21 protein-coding genes and 1 pseudogene are annotated in these 22356 nt (G+C 70.1%); 10 read left to right on the top strand and 12 right to left on the bottom strand.

Annotated features, from left to right (window positions below; translation table 11 throughout):
- The first annotated feature begins 1 nt into the window (after position 1).
- Positions 2 to 1414, top strand: a complete 1413-nt coding sequence (locus tag QH470_RS24905; protein ID WP_280274762.1) for an NAD(P)(+) transhydrogenase (Re/Si-specific) subunit beta — start codon at positions 2 to 4, stop codon at positions 1412 to 1414.
- A gap of 66 nt (positions 1415 to 1480) precedes the next feature.
- Here QH470_RS24905 and QH470_RS24900 read toward each other — a convergent pair whose 3' ends face one another.
- Entirely contained in the window at positions 1481 to 2266 is a 786-nt protein-coding gene (locus tag QH470_RS24900; RefSeq protein ID WP_280274761.1) for a maleylpyruvate isomerase family mycothiol-dependent enzyme, read from the bottom strand.
- Positions 2267 to 2469: 203 nt separating this feature from the next.
- Between QH470_RS24900 and QH470_RS24895 the strand changes: the two genes are divergently transcribed.
- Entirely contained in the window at positions 2470 to 2754 is a 285-nt protein-coding gene (locus tag QH470_RS24895; RefSeq protein WP_342213874.1) for a hypothetical protein, read from the top strand.
- A 12-nt stretch (positions 2755 to 2766) separates the two neighbouring features.
- Here QH470_RS24895 and QH470_RS24890 read toward each other — a convergent pair whose 3' ends face one another.
- The 4 genes from QH470_RS24890 to QH470_RS24875 all read right to left on the bottom strand — a co-directional run bounded on the left by QH470_RS24890 (position 2767) and on the right by QH470_RS24875 (position 5935).
- A complete protein-coding gene (locus QH470_RS24890) occupies positions 2767 to 3030 on the bottom strand; it encodes a ribosomal protein L7/L12 (protein WP_280274759.1) in 264 nt (87 codons plus the stop codon).
- Positions 3031 to 3054: 24 nt separating this feature from the next.
- Positions 3055 to 3843: an oxidoreductase gene (locus QH470_RS24885; RefSeq protein WP_280274758.1), complete on the bottom strand. Its 789-nt coding sequence runs from the start codon at positions 3841 to 3843 to the stop codon at positions 3055 to 3057.
- A 72-nt stretch (positions 3844 to 3915) separates the two neighbouring features.
- Positions 3916 to 4491, bottom strand: a complete 576-nt coding sequence (locus tag QH470_RS24880; RefSeq protein WP_280274757.1) for a TetR/AcrR family transcriptional regulator — start codon at positions 4489 to 4491, stop codon at positions 3916 to 3918.
- 10 nt (positions 4492 to 4501) lie between these two features.
- Positions 4502 to 5935 carry an MFS transporter gene (locus QH470_RS24875; RefSeq protein ID WP_280274756.1) on the bottom strand — a complete coding sequence of 478 codons (1434 nt, stop codon included), beginning with the start codon at positions 5933 to 5935 and terminating at the stop codon, positions 4502 to 4504.
- Positions 5936 to 6172: 237 nt separating this feature from the next.
- Here QH470_RS24875 and QH470_RS24870 point away from each other — a divergent pair, with 237 nt between their 5' ends.
- Positions 6173 to 7219, top strand: a complete 1047-nt coding sequence (locus tag QH470_RS24870) for an AraC family transcriptional regulator (protein ID WP_280274755.1) — start codon at positions 6173 to 6175, stop codon at positions 7217 to 7219.
- Between the two features lie 71 nt (positions 7220 to 7290).
- Complete coding sequence (locus tag QH470_RS24865; RefSeq protein WP_280274784.1) at positions 7291 to 7683, top strand: acyl-CoA thioesterase; 393 nt, start codon at positions 7291 to 7293, stop codon at positions 7681 to 7683.
- On the opposite strand, the gene QH470_RS24860 is transcribed toward QH470_RS24865, so the two are convergent.
- From QH470_RS24860 to pdhA, 3 genes are read right to left on the bottom strand one after another with little or no spacing between them, the layout of a single operon-like run.
- The gene (locus tag QH470_RS24860) at positions 7684 to 9060 is read right to left on the bottom strand and encodes a dihydrolipoamide acetyltransferase family protein (RefSeq protein WP_280274754.1); all 1377 of its coding nucleotides are present in this window, start codon (positions 9058 to 9060) and stop codon (positions 7684 to 7686) included.
- A 27-nt stretch (positions 9061 to 9087) separates the two neighbouring features.
- Complete coding sequence (locus QH470_RS24855) at positions 9088 to 10068, bottom strand: alpha-ketoacid dehydrogenase subunit beta (protein WP_280274753.1); 981 nt, start codon at positions 10066 to 10068, stop codon at positions 9088 to 9090.
- Positions 10065 to 11162 (bottom strand): pyruvate dehydrogenase (acetyl-transferring) E1 component subunit alpha, encoded by a 1098-nt coding sequence (pdhA, locus tag QH470_RS24850; protein ID WP_280274752.1) that lies wholly within the window; start codon positions 11160 to 11162, stop codon positions 10065 to 10067. Before pdhA ends, QH470_RS24855 begins: the two co-directional genes overlap by 4 nt.
- 210 nt (positions 11163 to 11372) lie before the next feature.
- On the opposite strand from pdhA, the gene QH470_RS24845 reads away from it, so the two are divergent.
- The 3 genes and pseudogenes from QH470_RS24845 (at position 11373) to QH470_RS24835 (ending at position 14152) form a co-directional block, all read left to right on the top strand.
- A complete protein-coding gene (locus QH470_RS24845) occupies positions 11373 to 11933 on the top strand; it encodes an Lrp/AsnC family transcriptional regulator (protein ID WP_280274751.1) in 561 nt (186 codons plus the stop codon).
- A 131-nt stretch (positions 11934 to 12064) separates the two neighbouring features.
- Positions 12065 to 13217 (top strand): annotated as a pseudogene (locus QH470_RS24840) (benzoate/H(+) symporter BenE family transporter).
- A 113-nt stretch (positions 13218 to 13330) separates the two neighbouring features.
- Positions 13331 to 14152 carry a sulfurtransferase gene (locus tag QH470_RS24835; protein WP_280274750.1) on the top strand — a complete coding sequence of 274 codons (822 nt, stop codon included), beginning with the start codon at positions 13331 to 13333 and terminating at the stop codon, positions 14150 to 14152.
- Between the two features lie 19 nt (positions 14153 to 14171).
- Here QH470_RS24835 and QH470_RS24830 read toward each other — a convergent pair whose 3' ends face one another.
- Positions 14172 to 14840 (bottom strand): HNH endonuclease family protein, encoded by a 669-nt coding sequence (locus QH470_RS24830; RefSeq protein ID WP_280274749.1) that lies wholly within the window; start codon positions 14838 to 14840, stop codon positions 14172 to 14174.
- Between the two features lie 118 nt (positions 14841 to 14958).
- Positions 14959 to 15231, bottom strand: coding sequence for a hypothetical protein (locus tag QH470_RS24825; RefSeq protein WP_280274748.1), 273 nt, complete (start codon positions 15229 to 15231; stop codon positions 14959 to 14961).
- 187 nt (positions 15232 to 15418) lie between these two features.
- On the opposite strand from QH470_RS24825, the gene QH470_RS24820 reads away from it, so the two are divergent.
- Genes QH470_RS24820 through QH470_RS24810 form a run of 3 tightly spaced genes read left to right on the top strand, consistent with a single transcriptional unit; the run spans position 15419 to position 19825 of the window.
- Positions 15419 to 18241, top strand: a complete 2823-nt coding sequence (locus QH470_RS24820; protein WP_280274747.1) for a DEAD/DEAH box helicase — start codon at positions 15419 to 15421, stop codon at positions 18239 to 18241.
- A 13-nt stretch (positions 18242 to 18254) separates the two neighbouring features.
- Positions 18255 to 19025: an SWIM zinc finger family protein gene (locus tag QH470_RS24815; RefSeq protein ID WP_280274746.1), complete on the top strand. Its 771-nt coding sequence runs from the start codon at positions 18255 to 18257 to the stop codon at positions 19023 to 19025.
- A gap of 5 nt (positions 19026 to 19030) precedes the next feature.
- Positions 19031 to 19825 carry a helical backbone metal receptor gene (locus QH470_RS24810; RefSeq protein WP_280274745.1) on the top strand — a complete coding sequence of 265 codons (795 nt, stop codon included), beginning with the start codon at positions 19031 to 19033 and terminating at the stop codon, positions 19823 to 19825.
- On the opposite strand, the gene QH470_RS24805 is transcribed toward QH470_RS24810, so the two are convergent.
- The gene (locus tag QH470_RS24805; RefSeq protein WP_280274744.1) at positions 19783 to 21306 is read right to left on the bottom strand and encodes a flavin-containing monooxygenase; all 1524 of its coding nucleotides are present in this window, start codon (positions 21304 to 21306) and stop codon (positions 19783 to 19785) included. The genes QH470_RS24810 and QH470_RS24805 overlap by 43 nt on opposite strands.
- Positions 21307 to 21463: 157 nt before the next feature.
- The coding region (locus QH470_RS24800) for an amidohydrolase family protein (RefSeq protein WP_280274743.1) at positions 21464 to 22356 on the bottom strand (893 nt) is incomplete at its 5' end.

The raw sequence follows: 22356 nt of genomic DNA, 5'->3' as shown, positions 1-22356 counted from the left end.
CATGGACAACCTGGTCAACATTCTCTATATCGTCGCGTTCGCGCTGTTCATCTACGGCCTGATGGGCCTGACCGGCCCGAAGACGGCGGTGCGCGGCAACTGGATCGCCGCGGTCGGCATGGGTATCGCGGTGATCGCGACCCTGATCGCGGTGCGCGACACCGGCAACTGGATTCTGATCGTCGCGGGCCTGGTCGTCGGTGTGGTGCTCGGTGTGCCGCCGGCGAAGTTCACCAAGATGACGGCGATGCCGCAGTTGGTGGCCGCGTTCAACGGTGTCGGCGGCGGTACCGTCGCACTCATCGCGTGGTCGGAATTCCTGAATACCGAAGGCTTTTCGCGCATCCCGGAAGAGCCGACCGTGCACATCGTGGTGGCGTCGCTGTTCGCGGCGATCATCGGCTCGATCTCGTTCTGGGGCTCGCTGATCGCGTTCGGCAAGCTCCAGGAGATCCTGCCCGGCAAGCCGATCGGCGCCGGAAAACTCCAGCAGCCCGTGAACATTCTGCTGCTGCTCGGCGCCGTCGCGGCGGCAGTGGTGATCGGCGTCGGCGCCACCGGCGACGGTGCGCCGGGCTGGTGGATGGTGCTGTTGCTCGTGCTGGCCGCGGTGCTCGGGCTGATGGTAGTGCTGCCCATCGGCGGCGCCGACATGCCCGTGGTCATCTCGCTGCTGAACGCGCTGACCGGATTGTCCGCCGCGGCAGCGGGTCTGGCGCTGAACAACACCGCCATGATCGTGGCCGGCATGATCGTCGGCGCGTCCGGTTCGATTCTGACCAACCTGATGGCCAAGGCCATGAACCGCTCCATCCCGGCGATCGTGGCGGGCGGATTCGGCGGCGGCGGAACGGCTCCCGGGGCGGGTGGCGGCGAACAGAAGCAGGCCAAGGCCACCAGCGCCGCCGATGCCGCGATTCAGATGGCCTACGCCAATCAGGTCATCGTGGTCCCCGGCTACGGCATGGCCGTGGCCCAGGCCCAGCACGCGGTCAAGGAGATGGCGAACCTGCTCGAGGCCAAGGGCGTCGAGGTCAAGTACGCCATTCACCCGGTCGCGGGCCGCATGCCCGGCCATATGAACGTGCTGCTGGCCGAGGCGGAGGTGTCCTACGACGCGCTCAAGGAAATGGACGACATCAACGGCGAATTCTCCCGCACCGATGTGGCTTTGGTGATCGGCGCCAACGACGTCACCAACCCGGCCGCGCGGGAGGACTCTTCGAGCCCGATCTACGGCATGCCGGTGCTCAACGTCGATCAGGCCAGGAGCGTGATCGTGCTGAAGCGGTCGATGAACTCCGGTTTCGCGGGCATCGACAACCCGCTGTTCTACGCCGACCACACCTCCATGCTGTTCGGCGACGCGAAGAAGTCCGTCGGCGCGGTCACCGAGGAACTCAAGGCGCTGTAGGCATTCCGGATATGCAGCGGCCCGCACTACCGAAAGGGGTGCGGGCCGTTGCCTTTTCCGGACCGATCAGGGCGTGATGCGTGAATCCAGCAGTCGCCGGACCAGTTCCGGGTCGCCGTCGATGCTGACCGACGACCGATCGGCGCGTCCCCAGAACATCAGCAGCAGCTGTGCCGATTCTGCCCGGACCACCGCCGCGGGCGCGGGCGCCGTCGCCGGCGGGGTCGGCCCGAACGCCTCGTACTCCGGTGGTTCGGCGGAACCGGTCGGCGTCAGCACCCAGCGTGCGTCCCGGTCGGTGCAGGAAACCTCAACCGGCGCAGCCAGATCCACGGGCGGCACCCGCCAAGCCGACCGGCGGTACACCCACACGTCGAAGATCTCCGACAGCCCGTCGACGGCGAGATCGGGTTCGTAGTACGTGACCGCGTTCTGCGCCTGCCGGGCATCGACGACGTGCATGGCGAGTTCGTGGCACTGCCGGCGCGACCAGAACCCGGCCGTGCGGTTCGACGGCTGCATGGTCCAAGCGGGCGCCGACGGATCGGTCGACTCCAGGACCTCGGCCAGTTCGTCGAAACAGCGCCGGTACCAAGCAGACAGGTCCTCGTCGGGGCTCGGCGGGACAGCGGTGTGCCGGGGCGCTCGCTCGAGGTCGGTGATATTGGCGCGCGCCCACTGATGCACCTCGCCGACATGGACGACGAGGTCGCGAAGGGTCCAGCCCGGGCAAGCCGGCACGATCGCGTCCAGCGGTCCCGCCTGTATCGCCGCGACCATCGAGTCGGCCGCCTGCTGCAGCCGCACCTGATAGTCGGCCGCCGTCAGCAGCCCGTTGGGGTAATCGGTCATGATCACCATCATGCCGATGCGGGTCCCGCCGGGCACAGCGGGCTTGTGCCGTCAGCGAATTCGGCTGCCGCTGCTGGAGTTGACGCTGTCGGGCCGAGTCGCGCGGCGTTACGCTGGCCGGGTATGGCTCACCGCGTCGAGGTCGGCTCGCCGCGCTGATCGAAAGGGCGGGAATGACGCTGCGCGAGAAGCACGATCTTCCGGTGACCGTCGACGCTTCGCTGGTCTACGGCGTCCCGCACGAGACGCCGGACGGGTCCACGGTGATCACGGTGGCCCGGCCTGGCCTGTTCCGGCCCGGGCTGCGTCCCGTCGGCGTATTCGTGGTGCACGCGGGCGAGGTGACCTGGAGGCCCGCCGTCGACGAGGGCCGGATCGCCCTCATCGCGGTGCTGACGGGCCTGGTGTCGGCCACCCTCGCCACGCTCGCGGTGCTGCGCCGCCCGCCGTGGCCCGAGTTGTCGTTCCACCGGACCGAGACCCGGTAGCGCGGGCCCGGCTCAGAAGTATCGCCGCTCGCGCGCCTCGATGGCGTCCTTGGCCTCCTTCAGCCCCAGTTCGGGATGAAGGTCTCGGTAGACCTTGATGGCCTGGATCTTCTTCCCCTGCGCCAGCAATTCATCGATCTCCGCGTTCCGGATTCCTTCGCCCGGCGCGACGGTCGAGGAGATGTGCTGCGGCGCGTCGGGGTCGGTGATCTGCAAGTGACGCATGATCAGATCGAGTTTGCGCTCGAGGCGCTCGAGACGGCGATTGTCGAACATTCCCGCACTGTAGCGGGTTGCGGCTCACGCGGTCTTCACTGTGCCGCCGTCGATGACGTAGTCGGCGCCGACGATATTGGCGGCCCGGGGCGACACCAGGAACGCGATCAGCGCCGCGACCTCCTCGGGCTCGGAGATCCGGCCGGAAGCGATGCCGAACTGCTCGCCGATGCTCGCCAGCAGCTGCTCGTGCGAAATACCCTGCGACTCGGCGAGTTTGGCGCCGAAACCGCTCGGATCCCGCCACAGCGGGGTGCCCACCACGCCGGGGGACACGGTGTTGACCCGTACGCCGCGCGGCCCGAACTCCTCGCTGAGCCGCTTGCCGAGATTGGAGAGCGCGGCCTTCGCCTCGCTGTAGCCGACCGGACCGGCCGCCGGGAGATGGGCGTTGATCGAGGACACGTTGACGATCGCGCCCCGACGCTCCAGCAGGCTCGGCAGCGCCGCCCGGGTGGCCCAGACCGCGCTGAACAGGTTGAGGTCGAACAGGATTCGCCACTGCTCGTCGGAGACGTCGAGAAATCCGCCGAGCCCCAAACGATCCGCGTCACCGCCGCCGACATTGTTGACCAGAATGTCGATGCCGCCCAGCTCGGTCAGGGCGGCGTCGATCAACGCGGTCGCGCCGTCGGCCGTCCCGAGATCCGCCGAAACGGCTGCGACACTGGCCTTTTCGAGTTCCGGTGTAATGGTGCGCGCGGCGCCCACCACGCGCACGCCCTCCGCGGTCAGCGCTTCGGCGACGGCCAGTCCGATGCCGCGGCCGGCGCCGGTGACGACGGCGGTCTTGCCGGTCAGGTCGAGTTCCATGAGATGGTCCTTTCTTGAACTACGGGTCAAAAACTAGGACAGGAAGAAGGGCCGCGTGGCGCGGCGGGGGTGTCAGATCGTGGTCAGTGCGGTCTCGATGATCCGGTGCAGGGTGCGAATGTCGTTGGTCTTGGCCAGTACTCGCAGGCCGACGATGGTGTTCATGAGGAATTCCGCGGCCGCCCGGGGGTCGGTGTCGCGCGGCACATCGCCGTCGCGGCGGCCCTGGTCGATGCGGGCGGCCAAGGCGGCCGTGGTGTGTTCCTGCATCGCCCGGACGGCCGCGGTGATCTCCGGGTCCTGGGCGGCGAACTCGGTGGCCGTGTTCACCGCCAGGCAGCCGCGCCGGACGGGCTGGGACGTGTCGGTGTCGACGAGGAAGCGCAGGAACGCGCGCAGGCATTCGTGCGTGCCGCCGGGCCGGGACATGAACTCGGCCGCCAGCTCGGAGCCCATCCGGTCGTAGCGCTCGAGGACGCGGGCGAACAGTTCCCGTTTGCTGCCGAAAGTGTTGTACAGGCTGCCTTTTCCGATGCCCGTGCACTCGGCGAGCTGCGCCGGGGAGGTGTTGGCGTAGCCGTGGGTCCAGAACGTCTCCATCGCCAGATCGATCACCGTCTCCGGTTCGAAATTGCGCGGTCTGGCCATGTGACCGACCCTACGAGTTTTTGTCCTCGGGGTCAACTATTGACGCGAAGCACGCGCACAGCACCACCAGTACGAGCGGAAAGATCAGGGCGGTGGTCAGCGAGGTGGGCTCGGACAGCCAGCCGATGACCGACGGCCCCGCGAGGAAGCCGAGATATCCGAGGCTGAACACCCGCGACATGTCGGTCGCGGCCGTCGTTGTACCCAGATTGCCTGCGGCGCTGAAGATCTGGGGTACACCGCCGGCGAGCCCGATACCCAGCAGCGCCCAGCCGCACAAGGTCAGCGGCACCCACATCGAGGCGATGATCAGCACCAGTCCGGCGGCGGCCAGCAGCGCCCCCCAGCGGACCACCGCGACCGGTCCGTAGCGCCCGCTGACCCGATCCGCGCCGAACCGTCCGACGGTCATCGTCGTGGAGAACGCGCCGAACGCCAGCGCCGCGGTCGCCTCGTCCGCCCCGAGATGCTCGCGCAACTGCAACGCACTCCAGTCGTTGGCCACCCCCTCGGTCATCAGCAGCGCGAACGCGACGGCGGCGAGCGCGAATACCTTGCGGGACGCGCGGAATCGGCGCGGCGCGGGGGAGTCGTCCGATGGACTGACCGGCAGCGCGCTCCCGCGTGGGATATCGGCCGGTGCGCTCGCGGGTGGGGTGCCGCTCGGTGCGCTTGTGACCGGCGTGCTTGCGGAGGAGGTGTTGGCCGGTGCGCTTGCGGGTGGAGTGTCGCCCGGTGTGCTTGTGGCCGATGTGCTTGCGGAGGAGGTGTTGGCCGGTGTGCTTGCGGGTGGAGTGTCGCTCTGTGTGGTTGTGGCCGGTGTGCTTGCTGGTGGGGAATCGGCCGGTGCGGTTGCGTGCGGTGGGGGTCCGGTGTGGGGGAGCAGTCTTTTCGTGCACCCTGCTGTCAGGGCGAGTCCGATCGCTCCCGCGAGGGTCAGCGTCGCGCGCGGATCCCAGTCGCGGTGCAGGGCCGCGGCGCCGACCAGCGAACCGGCCAGGCCGCCGCAGGAGAACAGCGCGTGGAAGGCCGACATGATCGGCCGCGGGTATTCGCGTTCGACCTGGACGGCTTGGGTATTCATCGACACGTCCAGCGCGCCGTTGCCGAAGCCGAAGGCCGCCAGCGCCACGGCCAGCGACCACGGGTTCGTCGCCAGCCCCGGGCCGAGCACCGCCACCGACAGCCAGCACGCCGCCGCGGCCACCAGCACACGACTGCCGAAGCGGTCGGCCAGCGGGCCGGCGGCCTGCATACCGACGATGCCGCTGCCCGCCATGAGCAGGATCAGCATGCCCAGCGTCGCGTTCGACACGTGGGTGCGCTCGGTGATCGCCGGGATGTGCACCACCCACATGGCGGCCAGAAACCCGTTGAGCCCGAACACCACGAAGACCGCGGCGCGGGCCATCCGGACCGGGGGAGCGAGCGTCGAAGCAGCCATTGATTCGACGGTACCGGCACGGCCGCACCCGCGGCCTTGCCCGGCAGCTCCCCGTTGCCCTGCCGCCCACGGCCTCGTCGACGCCGGCGGGCAGGTGCCGAATAGTGTCCCGGTTCAACCGGTTTCGCTTCGATTCTAGGGCGGGGCACCGACAAGTTCCGGCCCGCAAAATCAGGGTCGCGGGCGGACGGACGCACCGGGGTTGAGAAGCCCCTGGTCATCTGCCAAGGTTTGAGGGTGGATCCGCTGGAAAGCCTGCTCGAGGGCCCGCGGGCGCGTGGCGCGTTCGTCATGCGGTCGCTGCTCGACCCGCCCTGGTCGCTCCGTGTCCGGGACGAGTCGCCGCTGACGGTGGTGGCGCTGGTCCGGGGCAGTGGCTGGGTGCTCCCGGATCCCCACAGCGGCGCGGGCAGCGCGGAATCGGCGCAACTGTGCCGCGTCGGCTTCCCAGGCACCGGCACGACCGCGCCCCGGCAGCTGCGCGAGGGCGACGTGGCGATCATTCGCGGCCCCGACCATTACACCGTCGCCGACGATCCGGCCACGGCGCCGCAGGTGTACATCAACCCCGGCCAGATCACCACGACGCCCGAGGGCGAGGTGCTGTGCGAGGTGTGGAATCTCGGGGTGCGCGGCTGGGGCCCGAATCCGGACGCCGCGACCATGCTCGTCACCGGCACCTACGAGCAGGAGAGCGCCGCCAGCCGCCGCCTGCTGCGCGCCCTGCCACCGCTGATCGTGCTGCCCCGGGCCGAACTCGACAGTCCGGTACTGGATCTGCTGGTCGAGGAGAGCGCCAAGGATCGACCGGCGCAGGGCGCCATGCTGGATCGCCTGCTGGATCTGCTGCTCATCGCCACCCTGCGCGCCTGGTTCTCCCGTAACGACGCGCCGGCCTGGTACCACGCCTACGCGGATCCGCTGGTGGGCAAGGCCCTGCGCCTGCTGCAGAACAATCCGGCGCACCCCTGGACGGTCGCCGCGCTGGCCACCGAGGTCGGCGTGTCTCGGGCGGCGCTCGCGCGGCGTTTCACCGATCTGGTCGGAGAGCCGCCGATGGCCTTCCTCACCGACTGGCGTCTGGCCCTGGCCGCGGATCTGCTGCAAGATTCCGACGCCACGGTCGAGTCCATCGCCCGGCGCGTCGGCTACGGCAGCGCCTTCGCGCTGAGCACGGCGTTCAAGCGGCATTACGGCCGCAGCCCGCGCGAGCACCGGCAGAGCGGGATGTCGGCCGAACGCGGGACCGACGCCCTCGCGCGGGCATCCTCCGCCGGGCGCTGACCGGTTCGGGCGGCGGCCTGGCTATTGTCGGCCGGGTGACGACGCAGCAGGACTATCCGGTGCTCTGGCCGATGCCGACCCGCTGGGCGGACAACGACCACTACGGGCACGTCAACAACGTGACGTACTACTCGTACTTCGACACCGCGGTCAACGCCTGGCTGATCCACGCCACCGGCACCGATATCCGCGACCTGCCCGCCATCGGCGTGGTCGCGGAGACATCCTGCCGGTTCCACGGCTCACTCAGCTTTCCCGACCGGCTGCGGGTGGGCCTGCGGATCACCCGGCTCGGCCGCACCAGCATCACCTACGGCCTGGCCATCTTCCGCGAGGACGGCGACGCGCTGGAGTTGGCGGCCACGGGCACGTTCGTGCACGTCTACGTCGACGAGCAGACCCGCAAACCGGTCGAGATCCCGGACGTGATCCGCAGTGCCGCAACACAACTCGTCACCGACTGATCACACCCGGCCCAGCAGCGTGAGCGGATCCTCCAGCAGTGAGGTCACCGTCGAGAGGAACCGCGCGCCCAGTTCGCCGTCGATCATGCGATGGTCGAAGCTCAGGCCCAGCGTGGTGACCCAGCGGACGGCCAGCTCGTCGCGATAGACCCAGGGCTGCTTGCGGATCGAGCCCAGGCACAGGATCGCGGCTTCGCCCGGATTCACCAGCGGCACACCGGTATCGACGCCGAACACGCCGACATTGGTGATGGTGAACGTGCCCCCGCGCAGATCGGCGGGCCGGGCGCTGCCCGTCCGGGCGACGTCGGCCAGCCAGCCGATCTCCCGGCACAGCTCGCGCATGCTCAGCGTCTGCGCCTCCTTGACGTTCGGCACCAGCAGGCCGCGGTCGGTGGCCACCGCGATGCCCAGGTTGACGTAGTGCTTGGTGACGATCTCCTTGCGCTCGTCGTCCCACCACGAGTTGATCTCGGGAAATTCGGCCATCGCGGCCAGGGTCGCCTTCGCCACCAGGGCCAGCGGCGTCAGGGTGAGTCCGCTGAAGGATTCGGTGCTGCGCAGGTGGTCCAGTAGTTCCATCGACGCGGTGAAATCCGTGGTGGCGAACGCGCTGGCCTGCGGGATGGTGCGGGCGCTGGTCACCATGGCCGTGGCGGTGCGCTTGCGGACCCCGCTGACCGCGGTGCGGGTCTCCCGCGCGGACGGGGTGGGGCGGATGATGCCGCCGTCCGGGCGCATCGTCGGCACCGGCGGTTTGCTCGGGCGTGGTGCGTCGTCGGATTCCGTGCCGGGTTCGGGCTGGATCCGGGCGGGCGGCTGCGACACCGGCACCGCATGCCGCACATCGTCGACGGTCACCGCGCCGCCGGGGCCCGAACCGGCGACGAAGGAGATATCGATGCCGAGTTCGCGGGCCAGCTTCCGGGCGGCGGGCGTGGCCGGGGGACGGCCGGGGATCTCCGGGTAGGTGAGCGCGGGATCAGCATGCACCACAGGGGTTTTCGCGGCCGGGCGGGCACGGCGAGAGACGGTCTCGCCCTCGGGGCCGTAGCCGACCAGCACCGATTGCCGCTCGGCGGGCGGGGTCTGCGGCGCGGCGGCCTGGTACTCGGTGGCGACCCGGATCAGCGGCGCGCCGACCGGCACGGTGTCGCCTGGCTGTGCCAGCAGCTCCAGCACCTCGCCGGCGAACGGGCTGGGCAGCGCCACCTGCGCCTTGGCGGTCTCGACCTCGGCGATGGTCTGGTTCAGTTCCACCCGATCGCCGACGGCCACCGCCCACGACACCAGTTCGGCGTCGGTCAGACCCTCACCGAGATCGGGTAGCCGGAACTCGAGCACGTGGTTCTGGTCTGCTGCAACCGAGTCGTCCAACGGGCACCTTCTGTCTGAGCGGTCTGGTCAGGCGGCGAGCGTGCGGTCGACCGCGGCGAGAATGCGGTCGGGGTCGGGCAGGTGGTGCCGTTCGAGCTTAGCGGGGGGATACGGGATGTCGAAGCCTCCGACGCGCAGTACCGGCGCCTCCAAGTAGTAGAAACACCGTTCGGTGACGCGGGCGGCGATCTCGGCGCCCAGACCGGCGAAGACGGGCGCCTCGTGAGTGATGATCAACCGTCCGGTCCGATTGACCGATTCGGCGATGGTGTCGACATCGATCGGCGACAGACTACGCAGGTCGATCACCTCCAGCGAACGGCCCTCGCTCGCCGCAATTTCCGCCGCCGTCAGTGCGGTACGGACCATGCCGCCGTAGGCCACCACGGTGGCGTCGTCACCCGCGCGGCGGATCCGGGCCCGGTCGAGCGGGAACGGGTCGTCGTCCAGGGCGGTGAAATCGACGTCGTCCTTGTCCCAGTAGCGGCGCTTGGGTTCGAAGAAGACGACCGGATCGTCCAGCGAAATCGCTTGGCGGAGCATGAGATAGGCGTCGGCGGGATCGCTGGGCATGACGACGCGCAATCCGGCGGTGTGCGCGAAATAGGCCTCCGGGGATTCGGAGTGGTGCTCCACCGAGCCGATGCCGCCGCCGCACGGAATGCGGACCGTGATGGGCGCGAACACCTTTCCCTGCGTGCGATAGTGGATCTTGGCGACCTGGGAGACGATCTGATCGAACGCCGGATACACGAAGCCGTCGAACTGGATCTCGCAGACCGGCCGGTAGCCGCGCAGCGCCATGCCGAAAGCCGTTCCGATGATGCCGGATTCGGCCAGCGGCGTATCGATGACGCGGTTGTTGCCGAAGTCCTTCTGCAGCGCGTCGGTCACCCGGAAGACGCCGCCGAGCCGCCCGATGTCCTCGCCCATCAGCACGACCTTGGCGTCGTCCTCCAAAGCGCGGCGCAGTCCGGTGTTCAGGGCGCCCGCGAAGGTGGTGATCATGGCCGGACTCCTTCCGAGATGTGGTCGCCTGCCAGGTATTCCGCGTACTCCTGGCGTTCCTCCTCGATCAGGGGGTGCGCGGTGCGGTAGACGTGCTCGAACAGTTGCGCCGGGTCGGGGTCGGGCATCTCGATCGTCGCCGCCCGCAGCCGGGCGCCGACCTCGTCCGAGCGAGCGCCGACGCGTTTCTCGAAGGCACTGTCCCACAGGCCTTCTCGTTCGAGGAGGCGCCGTATCCGGTCGATCGGGTCGCGGCGCTGCCACAGCTCGGTCTCGGCGGCCGAGCGGTAGCGGGAGGGATCGTCGGCGGTGGTGTGCGGGCCCATCCGGTAGGTGATGGCCTCGATGAACGACGGCCCGCCGCCGGTCCGGGCACGGGCCACCGCCTGGCGGGTCAGCGCGAGCACCGCCAGCACGTCGTTGCCGTCGACCTGCACACCCGGGATGCCGTAGCCGTACGCGCGCCGCGCGATCGGGGTCGCGCTCTGCACGCGCACGGGTTCGCTGATAGCCCACTGGTTGTTCGTGCAGAAGAACACCACCGGCGCGCTCCACGAGGCGGCGAAGCCGAGCGCCTCGGCCACGTCGCCCTGGCTGGTCGCGCCGTCGCCGAAGTAGGTGAGCACCGCGATCTCGGCGCCGTCGAGGTGCGCGGCGTAGGCGTAACCGGTGGCGTGCAGGCCCTGCGCCCCGACCACGATGGCCGGATTGGTCATGTTGATCTCGGCCGGATCCCAGCAGTGGTGTGCCACGCCGCGCCACAACCGGGTGATCTCGCCCGGGTCGACCCCGCGGCAGTAGGCGACGCCGGCCTCGCGATAACTGCAGAACACGTAGTCGTCGGGGTGCAGGGCGTGGGCGGAACCGATCTGTGCCGCCTCCTGCCCGAGCAGCGGGGGCCACAGGCCCAGCTGGCCCTGGCGTTGCAACGCGGTCGCCTCCACATCGATGCGGCGGGCGACCACCATGTCCTCGTACAGTTGCCGCAGCCGTTCGGGTCCGACATCGGATACCAGGGCGGCGTGCTCGCGATCGTGCACGCGGCGGCCGTCGGGCTGGACCAATTGCACCGGGTAGGTGAGCGGGTCGGCCATAACCATCCCCTCCTGTCCGTCGCCCCGCCGGGGTCTCCGTACTCGGCGACGTGAGAGTGTGCTGTATCACACAGCATCCACGGTTGAGCTTGTTGCGCAAGTGACGACACGCGAACTGTGCAAAGTGCTCGTCACGGTTCGGACGTTCGCGGGCATACTGCCTGCCTTGATCAGATTGGCCGACGCAGTGATGGCTGTCATACTGCGTGCATGTCGAGTGGAGAGCCTGCCGGGGCCGTGGTCGATGCGACCGATGCGCGGCTATTGCTGGAACTGGTCGCCAACCCCCGCGCCACCGGAGTCGAACTGGCTACCCGGCTCGGGCTGTCGCGCAATACCGTGCAGGCTCGGCTCGCCCGCTGGGAGGCGGGCGGCGTGCTGGCCGGTTTCGAGCGCCGGGTCGATCCGCGCGCGCTGGGTTATCCGCTGGCCGCCTTCGTGGCGGTGGTGGTCGACCAGCACACCCTGGATTCGGTGGTCGATGAGCTGGCCGAGGTGCCCGAGGTGACGGAGGTGTGCGGCATGACCGGGCCGACCGATCTCACGGTCCGGGTGGTCGCGCGCGATGCCGACGATCTCTACCGCATCGCCGGGCGGATCCTGAAGATCCCCGGTGTCGAACGGACCAATATGGCGTTGGTCATGCGGCAGCTGGTCGGTCCGCGTTCGGCGCCGCTGCTGCGGCGGATGTCGAATCCGACCGGCATCGCACCCCGGCCCGCCACCGCGGCCGAGGACGGTTCCGGCGGCGGGAACGCCCGCCCGCGCTGAATTGTCGGTAATTCAGGCCAGTTTCGAGGGATTGGCTCGTGACTGGACTGCTCGGTGTTGGCGACTATGGCGCGGTGACTGCGACCGCTGCCTCCGCGCCGACCACCGCCACTCCGCCCGACGCCGGGCCGCTGCACGCGGTGGGCGCCGGGGTGGTGGCGGCGCTGGTCGGGTTCACCAGTTCGTTCGCGGTGGTGCTGGCCGGGCTCACGGCAATGGGCGCCACGCCCGCGCAGGCCGCGTCGGGACTGCTGGCGGTGTGTGTCACGCAGGCCGTCGGGATCCTGCTGCTGAGCCGCCGCTATCGGATGCCGATCACGCTGGCCTGGTCGACGCCCGGCGCCGCCCTGCTGGCGAGCACGGGCGCGGTCGCGGGCGGCTGGCCCGCGGCGGTCGGGGCGTTCGTGGTGACCGGAGCGCTCGTGGTGCTCACCGGGTGGTGGGATCGGCTGGGACGGCTGATCGCGGCGATCCCGGTCGAGATCGCGCAGGCCATGCTGGCCGGGGTGCTAATGCCGCTGTGCCTGGCGCCGGTGGGGGCGCTGCGCACCAGCCCGGCCGTGGTGATCCCGGTGCTGGTGGTGTGGCTGGCGCTGCAGCGCTTTGCCGCGCGCTGGGCGGTGCCCGCGGCCTTCGTGACCGCCGCGATCGGTGCCGGCGTCGACATCGCCCTCACCCATCGCCGGATCGATGTCGGCGCGATGGTGCCCCACGTGGAATTCACTGTGCCGCACTGGAGTTGGCAGGCGGTGATCGGGGTCGCGGTCCCGCTGTACATCGTCACCATGGCCGGGCAGAACATTCCCGGGACGGCCCTGATGAGCTCGTTCGGCTACCGGGTGCCGTGGCGGGCGGCGATGGGGACGACCGGGCTCGGCACGGTCGCGGGTGCGTTTCGCGGGCGGGCACGCGATCAATCTCGCCGCGATCAGCGCCGCGCTGGCGGCCGCGCCCGCCGCGCACCCGGATCCGCGGCGGCGCTGGATCGCCGCGTTCAGTGTGGGGTGCTGCTACCTGGTGCTGGCGCCGGCCTCCGCCGCGCTGGTCGCGCTGGTGGCCGCCGCCCCGCGGGGTGTGCTGGAGACCGTCGCGGGGCTCGCGCTGATCGCCGCCCTGGCCGCGGCGTTGCACGCCGCGCTGGGGACGACCGAGCACCGGACCTCCGCCGCTGTCACCTTCCTGGTGTCGGCCTCGGGCGTCGCGTTGCTCGGGATCGGCGCTGCCTTCTGGGCGTTGGCCGCGGGACTGTTGGTGCGCTGGGTGCTGCGGCGGCCCGCGGGGTGACTGCGGCTCCCGGTGAATTCGACTCCCGGTGATGCGGATCCGGTCGCGCGGCGCGGTGCTGTCGTAGGGTGAGGGTGTTCGGTCCCGGGTACAGATCTGACAGAGGAGCTGGCTTGACCGCGGTATTGATTTCGGCCGAGGATCTTCGGAAAGTGCTGTCCGACAGTGAGTCCCGCGTACATCTGCTGGATGTGCGCTGGGCGCTGGGCGACCCGGACGGACCGCAGCACTACCTGGACGGCCACATACCCGGTGCCGTGTTCGTCGATCTCGAGACCGAGCTGGCCGATCCTCCCTCCCCGGCCCGCGGGCGGCACCCGCTCCCCGAACTCGCCCATTTGCAGAGGTACGCGCGGAGCTGGGGGTTGCGGTCGGGTGAGCCGGTCGTCGTCTACGACGCGACCGGCGGCATGGCGGCCGCCCGGGCCTGGTGGCTGCTGCGCTGGGCCGGGGTGCCGGACGTGCGGATTCTCGACGGCGGGCTGCCCGCCTGGGAGCGCGCCGGGGGCGAACTCGCCACCGGCGGCGAGCCCGACCCCACGCCCGGCGATGTGGTGCTCACCCCGAACAACCTGCCCGTTACCGACGCCGACGGCGCGGCGAACTGGCCGGGCTCGCTACTCGACGCCCGCGCCGGGGAGCGCTACCGCGGCGAGACCGAGCCCGTCGACCCGCGCGCAGGTCACATCCCCGGCGCGATCAGCGCGCCCACCGCCGAAAACCTCAGAGCCGACGGCACATTCAAATCCCCCGAGGAACTGCGAGCCCGTTTCGCGAACCTCGACTCGGACGCCGTAGCGGTCTACTGCGGCTCCGGAGTCACGGCGGCCCACGAGGTCGCCGCCCTGGCGGTAGCCGGGATCGACGCCACCCTGTACCCCGGCTCCTGGTCGCAATGGTCCAACGACCCCAAGCGTCCGGTCGCCACCGACTGAGATCCCGCCCGAGGTGTCTTCAGGGGCAGCCTCGGGTCACCCGGCGTAGGGCGTCTCGGTCGGCGGTGGTGATCGGGAGGTCGTATCGGGTTGCGGCGGTGAGGTATTTACCGGCGTAGAAGCAGCGGTAGGCGTGGGCGGGTGGGAGCCAGTCGGCGGGAGTGCGGTCGCCCTTGTCCTCGTTGGTGGGGCCGTCTACGGCGAGGAGATTGAAGTCGAGGTCGTTGGCGAACCGGAGGCGTTGGGGGAGGGGCCAATTCGCCGCGCCCATGTCCCAGGCGGCGGCCAGGGGATAGACGTGGTCGATCTGTACCGCCCGTGCGCGGGACTTGTCGAAGTCGATGCGCTTGCCGGTGTAGGGATCTTGCAGGACACCGGCGAGCACCACGCAGTCGCGGGTGCCCGGACGGTGCCGCACCGCGGTCAGTTGCCGGGTGAGCACGCTGTTGCGGGAATCGCAGCCGTCGTGTCCGCCGGGGCCGTCGTGGTCGTCGGACCAGGCCGCGCCGAAGACGCACCCCTCCCCGGCGCGGCAGCCGCGCTGATATCCGCCGGGACGGGCGCGCTTGTCGACGACACGCACCGCCACGAGCAGACTCTCCAACTGCGTTCGCGTAGGACTGCCCGGGGCGGGCGGATCGCCGGGAAGAATCGAACAGCCCGCGACCAACGCCCCGACAGCCGCCACTACGACGGCTGCTGCCGCCGCCCACCCGCCGCGCCCTCCCCATCGCACGAAGTCAGGTCTACACCCGGGCACCGACAGGAATCAGTTCCGGGCAAGCTGTTTCACTCGGAATGCCGAGTTACGGCTTCCACGGGAGGCAACCGGCGGCGCGCAGCCGGGTTGCCAGGCCGGAACCCACGACGGCGCTCGAACCGTTCCCGGCCGTGAGCGCGAGCAGCAGATCCAGGCCCAGGCCGGCGCCGAGGGAGCAGCCGAGCAGGTTGATATCGATCGAGATGATCTCGTCGGGTCCGCTGGGCGCGGGCTCGTCGGCGGCCGCGGGCTGGGTGGCCGCCGCGAGGGTGGCGGCGGTCAGGGCCGCGGCGACGATTCCGGCTTTGACAGGTCGCACGTATCCTCCTACTGCGCGCCGGGTGGCGCGATCCTCGTCCCGGTCGATGGGTTACGAGCCTCCGTCGTCCGGGCCGACGGAGCGCTGCTTATTCGTAGCCTGACAGCTGTCGGCGGAAACACCGTTCTGCTCACAGTGCGGCGGGACGGCCGCGAGTCGTGTCGGTGGCGGCTGATTGGATGGATGGATGCTGCACGGGTTGTGGACTCCCGGAGCGGGGCTGGTGCTGTGGCGCCATCCCGAATCCGGCGCACCCGATGCGCAGTCCGCCCTGCCCGATCCGCTGGGCGCGGTGCTCACGGGCGCGCGGTTCCGACATCGGGCACAGGTGCTGGTCGCGGGCGCCGAGGGCCCGGAACTCACCGAGGTGCGCGCGCACGCGTTGACCCCGTCTGCCGCCGCCGAGGTGCTGCTCCAACGGCTGCCTGACCATCTGGTCGCCGCCGATCTGCGGTTCCTCGCGCACGTCGCGCACGGCATCGATCGGTGGGTGCGGGCCGGGCGGGTGGTGCCCGAACTCCGTCGCGACGACGGCGCGTGGTGGGTCCGCTGGCGGCTGGTCGGCGGGCAGCGGCAGCGCGCCTGGCTGGCCGAGCTGGCCGCCGCGATGCCGCCCGCGCTGCGGGTCGGCGCCCGCCCCTCCGCCGTGCTCGAGAACATGGTGAGCGAGCTGGCGGATCCGGTCGCCCGCGCGCATCTGGTCGCGGCGCGGCACACCCACCCGCTGGTTGCGGCCCTGACCGAGGACGTGCCGCTGGAAACCGGGTCGCACCGAGTGTCCGCGGCGCTGGAGGAGTGGCGCACCAGCCTCACCCTCGGCGAGCCGGAACTGGTGCTGCGCCTGCTGGAGCCCGAGGAGGAGCCGGAGACGGGCGCGGCAGACACCGACGCGCTCTGGCGGCTCGAGGTGTGTCTGCGCGCGGAAGGCGAAGCCCCGCAACCGGTTCCGATCCAGGGCGACCCGGGCCAGTTGAAGCTCACGACGGAGAAGGTGGCCGCGGCGGTCCAGGCGTACCCGATGCTGCGCGAACTGCCGCGCGACCCGGGCGGCCTGGACTTCCTGCTCCCGACCGCGGTGGTCCAGGACCTGGTGGCGCACGGCGCGCACGCGCTGCACGCGGCCGGTGTGCAACTGTTGTTGCCGCGTGCCTGGCGGATCGTCGCCCCCAGCATGCGCCTGGCCGTGCAGAGCCCGGCCGCCACCGAGACCGCGGTCGGCCTGAGCGGGCTGGTCTCCTACCGCTGGGAACTCGCGCTCGGCGACATCGTGCTGACCCCGGCCGAGATGGCCCGGCTGGTCCGGTCCAAATCGGATCTGGTGCGGCTGCGCGGGCAGTGGGTCCAGGCCGACCACCGGGCGCTGGCCGCCGCCGCGGCCTACCTGGACGGCCGCACCTCCGACACGACGGGCACGCTCACCGACCTGCTCGCCCAGATCGCCACGACCGAGGTGAAGGACGTGCCGATCGAGCAGGTGCGCGCCACCGGCTGGGCGGCCGGACTGCTCGAGTCGACCCGCACGGCCGAGCCGGTCGACCCGCCCGCGGGCCTGAAGGCGGAGCTGCGGCCGTATCAGCTGCGCGGCCTGTCCTGGCTGGCCACGATGAACCGGTACGGCTGCGGCGGCATCCTGGCCGACGATATGGGCCTGGGCAAGACGGTGCAGGTGCTCGCCCTGCTGCTGCACGAAAGGGAAACCGCCGCAAGAGCTTCCGCGCCGGGCCCGACCCTGCTGGTGTGCCCGATGTCGGTGGTCGGCAACTGGCAGCGCGAGGCCGAGCGCTTCGCGCCCGAACTGCGCGTGCTGGTGCATCACGGCGCCGGTCGCCGATCCGGTGCGAAATTCGATGCGGCCGTGACGGATTCGGACCTGGTGATCACCACCTACGCGCTGCTGGCCCGCGATGTCGAGGAGCTGAAACGGCAGCCGTGGGAGCGGGTGGTGCTGGACGAGGCGCAGCACATCAAGAACGCCAATACCCGCCAGTCCCGTGCCGCGCGCCACATCCCGGCGCGACAACGCCTGGCGCTCACCGGAACCCCGGTGGAGAACCGGCTGGAGGAACTGCGCTCGATCCTCGATTTCGCGGCGCCGAACCTGCTGGGCAAGGCCTCGCAGTTCCACGCCCGCTTCGCCGTGCCGATCGAACGCGAGCACGACGAGAACGCGATCACCCGGCTGCGCACGGTCACCGCGCCGTTCGTGCTGCGCCGGGTCAAGACCGATCCCGCGGTGATCTCCGACCTGCCCGACAAGATCGAGATGACGGTGCGTGCCAACCTCACCGTGGAGCAGGCCGCGCTGTATCAGGCCGTCGTCGACGACATGATGGCGAAACTGAAGCAGTCCAAGGACATTCAGCGCAAGGGCGTGGTGCTCGCCGCGCTGACCCGGCTCAAGCAGGTGTGCAATCATCCCGCGCATTTCCTCGGCGACGGCTCCGCGGTGCTGCGGCGCGGGCAGCACCGCTCGGGCAAACTGGCGCTGGTGGAGGACGTCCTGGAGGCGGTACTCGCCGACGGCGAGAAGGCGTTGCTGTTCACCCAGTTCCGCGAGTTCGGCGAGTTGGTCGAGCCGTACCTGACCGAGCGGTTCGGCACTCCGATCCCGTTCCTGCACGGCGGGGTGTCCAAGAAGCGGCGCGACGGCATGGTCGAGAATTTCCAGAGCGTCGTCGGCCCGCCGCTGATGTTGCTGTCGCTCAAGGCCGGTGGCACCGGGCTGAATCTCACCGCCGCCAATCATGTGGTGCACCTGGACCGCTGGTGGAATCCGGCGGTGGAGAACCAGGCCACCGACCGCGCCTTCCGGATCGGCCAGCGCCGCGACGTCCAGGTGCGCAAGCTGGTCTGCGTCGACACCATCGAGGAGCGCATCGACGACATGATCAGCGGCAAACAGGAATTGGCCGATCTGACCGTCGGCACCGGCGAGAACTGGATCACCGAATTCAGCAACGACGAGATCCAGCGACTGTTCACCCTCGGGTCCGAGGCGGTGGGCGAATGAGCGAGGCGGCGGCATGAGCCCGTTCACCGATTACAGCCAGTACGGCAAGCGCCGCCCGGTGCGCGGCGGGGTCGAACCCCGCAGTCGGCGCGGGTCGTTCGCCCGCACCTGGTGGGGCCGGTCGTTCATCGAGGCGGTCGAGCAGGTCGCCGACGCGGGACGGCTGACGCGCGGGCGCACCTACGCCCGCTCCGGGCAGGTGGTGACCTACCACGTCGAGCCGGGCGCGGTGACGGCCGAGGTGCAGGGCAGCCAGCCGCGCCCGTTCACCTCTGTGCTGACCCTGCGGCAACTGCGCGACGAGCGGCTGGACGAACTGATCGACCTGGTCCGCGATACACCCGGCATGCTCGTCCAGCTGGCCTCGGGCGCCCTGCCGCAGGAACTCGGACCACTACTGCTGCCGACCACGGCCGCCGAACTCGACTTCGGCTGCAGCTGCCCCGATTCCGGCTGGCCGTGCAAGCACGTGGCCGCGGTCTGCTACATCGTCGCCGAACGCCTCGACGCCGAGCCGTCGATCATGCTCACGCTGCGCGGCCTCGAACTGGACACGCTGATCAGCGGCGTCCAGAACGACGCGGGCACAACGGTCTCCGACGACCTGTACGGGGAGAACATCGCGCTGCCCGGCCTCCCGCGGCCGGAGTTCCGCCCCGCCCTCGACGACCTGGACCCGGTCCCGCTGCGCCGCGCGCTGCGGATGACCGCCGAGGACGAGCACATCGCCGAGACCGGCCTGCGGGAACTGCGCGACCGCTACCGGGCGCTGGGCAGGGGATAGAACCGATGACCACAGCCGACATCCCGCGCGACGATCTCGATACGGAGGTGCCGGTGCGCCGCCCGGTACGCCGGGTCGTCTCCTTGGTGCCGTCGCTCACCGAGGCCATCGCGGCGACCTGCCCGGAGCGGCTGATCGCGGCCACGGAATGGTGCACGCACCCCGGCGATCTCGCGGTCGAGCGGGTACGCGGGACGAAGAACCCGAATGTCCGGCGCATCGCCGAGCTGGACCCGGACCTGGTGGTCTGCAACCAGGAGGAGAACCGGCGCCTCGATGTCGACCGCCTGCGCGCGGCGGGAATTCCGGTGTGGGTCACCAGGATCGAGACGGTACCGGCGGCGTTCACCGCCATGACGAGGCTGTTCGAACTGGCCCTCGGTATCCGTTCGCCCGCCTGGCTGCGTGCGGCGGAAGAGGTCTGGGCCGCGCCCGCGCCGGAACCGTTGCGCGACACGGTGATCCCGGTGTGGCGTGATCCGTGGATGGTGGTCGGACGCGACACCTTCACCGGTGATCTGGCCCGCCGTCTCGGCTTGCGGCTCGTGCACGCCGACCGCGACGAGCGCTACCCCACGGTGTCCGGGCCGGAGCTGACCGCCGGCGTCGAACTGGCCGTGCTGCCGGACGAGCCCTACGTGTTCACCGAAACCGATGGGCCCGAGGCGTTTCCGGGTATTCCGGTGGCCCTGGTGTCCGGCCGCAGCCTCACTTGGTACGGCCCGTCACTGGTCACCGCGCGGGCCGAACTCACCGCTCAGCTGGCCCGGGCGTCCGTGGCCCCCGACTCGAACCGATAGTCGCCGAGGTCGAAATGCGCTGCCCGCCAAGCGGCTTCGACGGTGCTCATCGGGCGCAGCGGCACATCGCCGTTCTTGTCGAAGTAATAGCTGTTGGCCACCGTGCAGCTGTCCTGCCAGAACACTTGTCCGGCACGGCGATCCAGCATCTCGCGGAAGTACCGCTCGTTGGCCGCGCGGGTCACCTCCACCCGCGTGACCCGCTTGCGGCGGGCGTGCCGCAGTAGCCGCAGGATGTGGTGGGTCTGCATCTCGATGAGTGTGAAGTACGACGACCCGTTGTATCCGTAGGGCCCGATGATGGAGAAGAAATTCGGGAAGCCGGGCACGCTCACGCCCTCGTAGGCCTGCAGACGGTTCTCGTCCCACCATTTCTCGAGGTCCAGCCCGTCGACGCCGCGCAGCGCGAAGGTCGGCATGTTCCCGGCCTCCATCACCTTGAAGCCGGTCGCCAGGATCAGTACGTCGGCCTCGTGGATGGCGCCGGTGCGGGTACGCACGCCGGTCGGGGTGATCTCGGCGATCGGGTCGGTCTCCAGCAGCACGTTGTCGCGGTTGAAGGTGGCGAGGTAGTCGTTGGAGAATCCGGGCCGCTTGCAGCCGAGCGCGTAGCGCGGGGTGAGCTTGTCCCGGATCGCCGGGTCGCGCACCTGTTTGCGCAGATGCGCCCGCCCGCTGCGTTCGCCGAGCTTCGCCAGCGGCAGGGTGGAGTAGTAGTGCGCCGACAGGGGAAAGGTCAGCTCGACGAACGCCTGGCTGGCCAGCCGCGCCAGCGTTGGCCCGCCCGGCAGGTGCCGCAGCGCCCACCGCACGGGCGGGGGCAGCGTCGCGTCCGGCCGCGGCAGGCACCAGATCGGCGTGCGCTGGAAGACCACCAGCCGCTCGACGTCCGGCGCGATCGATGGGATGACCTGTATCGCGGAGGCCCCCGTGCCGATGATCGCGACTCGCTTGCCGCGCAGGTCCGCGGAATGGTCCCAGCGGGAGGTGTGCATGGTGCGGCCCGCGAACGATTCCACACCGGGAATGTCGGGCAGTTTCGGCCGGGTGAGCACGCCGGTGGCCGCGATGACATAGCGCGCGGTGAGTTCGTCGCCGTCGGTGGTGCGCAATCGCCAGAGGTCGCCGTCCGTGTCGAACTCGGCGTCGGAGATGGTGGTGCGGAAGCGGATTCGCGGCCGCAGCCCGTACTTGTCGGTGCAGTGCTCGGCGTAGGCCGCGAGTTCGCGGCCGGGCGCGTACACCCGTGACCACTCCGGACTCTGCTCGAACGAGAACTGGTAGCTGAACGACGGAATATCCACGGCGATACCGGGATACGTATTCCAATGCCAGGTGCCGCCCACCCCGTCGGCATCGTCCACGATCAGGAAATCCTCGAACCCGTCTTCGCGCAGCTTGATCGCCGCGCCGATCCCGGAGAACCCGGCCCCGACGATGATCACCTCGTAATCCGCGGACCGCGTCGTCTGCTCGCTCATGGACCCTCCTGCCGCCACTGGCCGCCCGCCACCATTAGGCCACGAACGGACCCCTGACGCCAGCACCGCGCTCAGCCGCCACCCAGCGCCCGCAGGGCGGTGGTGGTGAAGTCGTCGCGTGACACGGTGAAATAGCCTGGTGGGCAATGGGATTCGGTCAGGCCAGTAGCTCGGCGTCGATCCCGTACACCCGCTGGGCATTGCCGCGGAAGATCTGGTCGAGTTCCGCCGCTCCGCCACCGTGGTCGGCGAGCACGTCGACCACCACCCGGGCGCTGTTGCCGACGCTGGTGATCGGCTTGTCCACCGGGAAATCGGAGCCCCAGATCAGGCGCTGCGCGCCGAAGACATCCAAGGCGTGGTGCAGCAGCGGCGCGGCCCGCTCCAGCAGTTCCGGCGCCGGGGTCGGATTGCCGCGCGCCGGGACGGGGTGGCCGAGGATCGGCATGGCCATCCCGCTCACCTTGGCCACCACGTTCGGATGGGTGGCGAGCGTGGCGATATCGTCGCGCCACCGGACGAACAGCTCGCGCCGCGCCCCGGGATTCACGCCGGTGCGCTTGCCGACCGGGCCGAAGATCCCGGCGGGCGTGCCGAGATGGTCGAGCACGATGGTCACCTCGGGATAGCGCTGCGCCAGCGCGGTCACCTCCGGCAATTGATGCGAGTACACCCAGCCGTCGAACGACAGCCCACGCTCGGCCAGCACCGCGAAACCGTCGAGGAACGCCTTGGTGGTCAGCGCGCCCGGCACCGGACAGAACGAGCGCACGCTGGGGTCGGGGTGATGCGCCACCATCGTCCGGATGCCGCGGAACAGCGACGACGCCGACTGATGCGCGTCGATCAGCGCGGCGAAGCCCTCGGCCGCGGGGTCGCCGCTGCCGACGATCGCGCCCAGGGCGGGCGTGTCGACGCCGAAGGGCAGGCTCGCCACCCAGCGCGTCTCGTCGGCCTTGGCCGCCGGCGCCTTACCCGCCCATTCGACCTCGACGTGCACGAGCGCCTCGACCGGCACGGCGCCCAGATCGGCCCGGTAGTCGGCGGGCA

Origin of the sequence: Nocardia wallacei (assembly GCF_029868745.1) — a bacterium.
In the GTDB taxonomy this organism is placed as follows: domain Bacteria; phylum Actinomycetota; class Actinomycetes; order Mycobacteriales; family Mycobacteriaceae; genus Nocardia; species Nocardia wallacei_B.
Note: the sequence above shows the minus strand (reverse complement) of the source record. Positions and strands in the feature narration are given on the sequence as shown.

What these genes read in the sequence shown, in the direction of transcription:
- QH470_RS24905 (WP_280274762.1), top strand. Translation starts at nt 2, where the DNA reads ATGGACAACCTGGTCAACATTCTCTATATCGTCGCGTTCGCGCTGTTC.
- QH470_RS24805 (WP_280274744.1), bottom strand. Translation starts at nt 21,306, where the DNA reads ATGAGCGAGCAGACGACGCGGTCCGCGGATTACGAGGTGATCATCGTC.
- QH470_RS24810 (WP_280274745.1), top strand. Translation starts at nt 19,031, where the DNA reads ATGACCACAGCCGACATCCCGCGCGACGATCTCGATACGGAGGTGCCG.
- QH470_RS24865 (WP_280274784.1), top strand. Translation starts at nt 7,291, where the DNA reads ATGCCGACCCGCTGGGCGGACAACGACCACTACGGGCACGTCAACAAC.
- QH470_RS24845 (WP_280274751.1), top strand. Translation starts at nt 11,373, where the DNA reads ATGTCGAGTGGAGAGCCTGCCGGGGCCGTGGTCGATGCGACCGATGCG.
- QH470_RS24890 (WP_280274759.1), bottom strand. Translation starts at nt 3,030, where the DNA reads ATGTTCGACAATCGCCGTCTCGAGCGCCTCGAGCGCAAACTCGATCTG.
- QH470_RS24855 (WP_280274753.1), bottom strand. Translation starts at nt 10,068, where the DNA reads ATGATCACCACCTTCGCGGGCGCCCTGAACACCGGACTGCGCCGCGCT.
- QH470_RS24875 (WP_280274756.1), bottom strand. Translation starts at nt 5,935, where the DNA reads ATGGCTGCTTCGACGCTCGCTCCCCCGGTCCGGATGGCCCGCGCCGCG.
- QH470_RS24900 (WP_280274761.1), bottom strand. Translation starts at nt 2,266, where the DNA reads ATGACCGATTACCCCAACGGGCTGCTGACGGCGGCCGACTATCAGGTG.
- QH470_RS24885 (WP_280274758.1), bottom strand. Translation starts at nt 3,843, where the DNA reads ATGGAACTCGACCTGACCGGCAAGACCGCCGTCGTCACCGGCGCCGGC.
- QH470_RS24880 (WP_280274757.1), bottom strand. Translation starts at nt 4,491, where the DNA reads ATGGCCAGACCGCGCAATTTCGAACCGGAGACGGTGATCGATCTGGCG.
- pdhA (WP_280274752.1), bottom strand. Translation starts at nt 11,162, where the DNA reads ATGGCCGACCCGCTCACCTACCCGGTGCAATTGGTCCAGCCCGACGGC.
- QH470_RS24820 (WP_280274747.1), top strand. Translation starts at nt 15,419, where the DNA reads ATGCTGCACGGGTTGTGGACTCCCGGAGCGGGGCTGGTGCTGTGGCGC.
- QH470_RS24815 (WP_280274746.1), top strand. Translation starts at nt 18,255, where the DNA reads ATGAGCCCGTTCACCGATTACAGCCAGTACGGCAAGCGCCGCCCGGTG.